This window comes from Streptococcus sp. CCH5-D3 (assembly GCF_001556435.1).
Taxonomy (GTDB): Bacteria; Bacillota; Bacilli; order Lactobacillales; family Streptococcaceae; genus Streptococcus.
Map to the genome: position 1 here is coordinate 1 of NZ_LSIW01000151.1, position 498 is coordinate 498.

Annotated in this window: 1 protein-coding gene; it reads left to right on the top strand. The window is 39.8% G+C overall.

The features are described 5' to 3' along the window. Window positions 1–498, top strand: a 498-nt coding sequence (locus AX662_RS09645; protein WP_197414716.1) for a GBS Bsp-like repeat-containing protein, incomplete at both ends; no start/stop codon positions are given.

The window sequence follows — 498 nt, forward strand, 5'->3', positions numbered from 1 at the left end:
GCTTTGATGTAGTCGTTACCAATGTTTCAGGTGGTGGCAAAGAAGTTAAAGAAGTGCGTGTCCCAATCTGGTCAGATAAAAATGGCCAAGACGATCTCGCTTGGTATCATGCTGATAAACAATCAGACGGTAGCTATAAGGTTCATGTAGATACAGCTAGCCATAAGGGTGATGCTGGTACTTATTCTGTGCATCTTTACTATATGTTGAATGGTAAGCGAACTTATATTACCGAAACTACAGCTACAGTCCCTCAAATCACTGAAACTCAAGTGACAGGGAAAATGACCAATAACGGTTCTTACTACAGTGTTCGTGGTAAATACGATGATATTATCATTGTCAATAAGAAGCATGGTCTTTCTAAGGACTATAACCCAGGTGAAAACCCAACAGCTAAGGCAGCTTTTGTTCGTCTTCGTGATGATATGATTAATCAAGGGTTGAATGTTGGACGTTCATACAGTGGTTTCCGTTCTTATGACTATCAAAAAACTC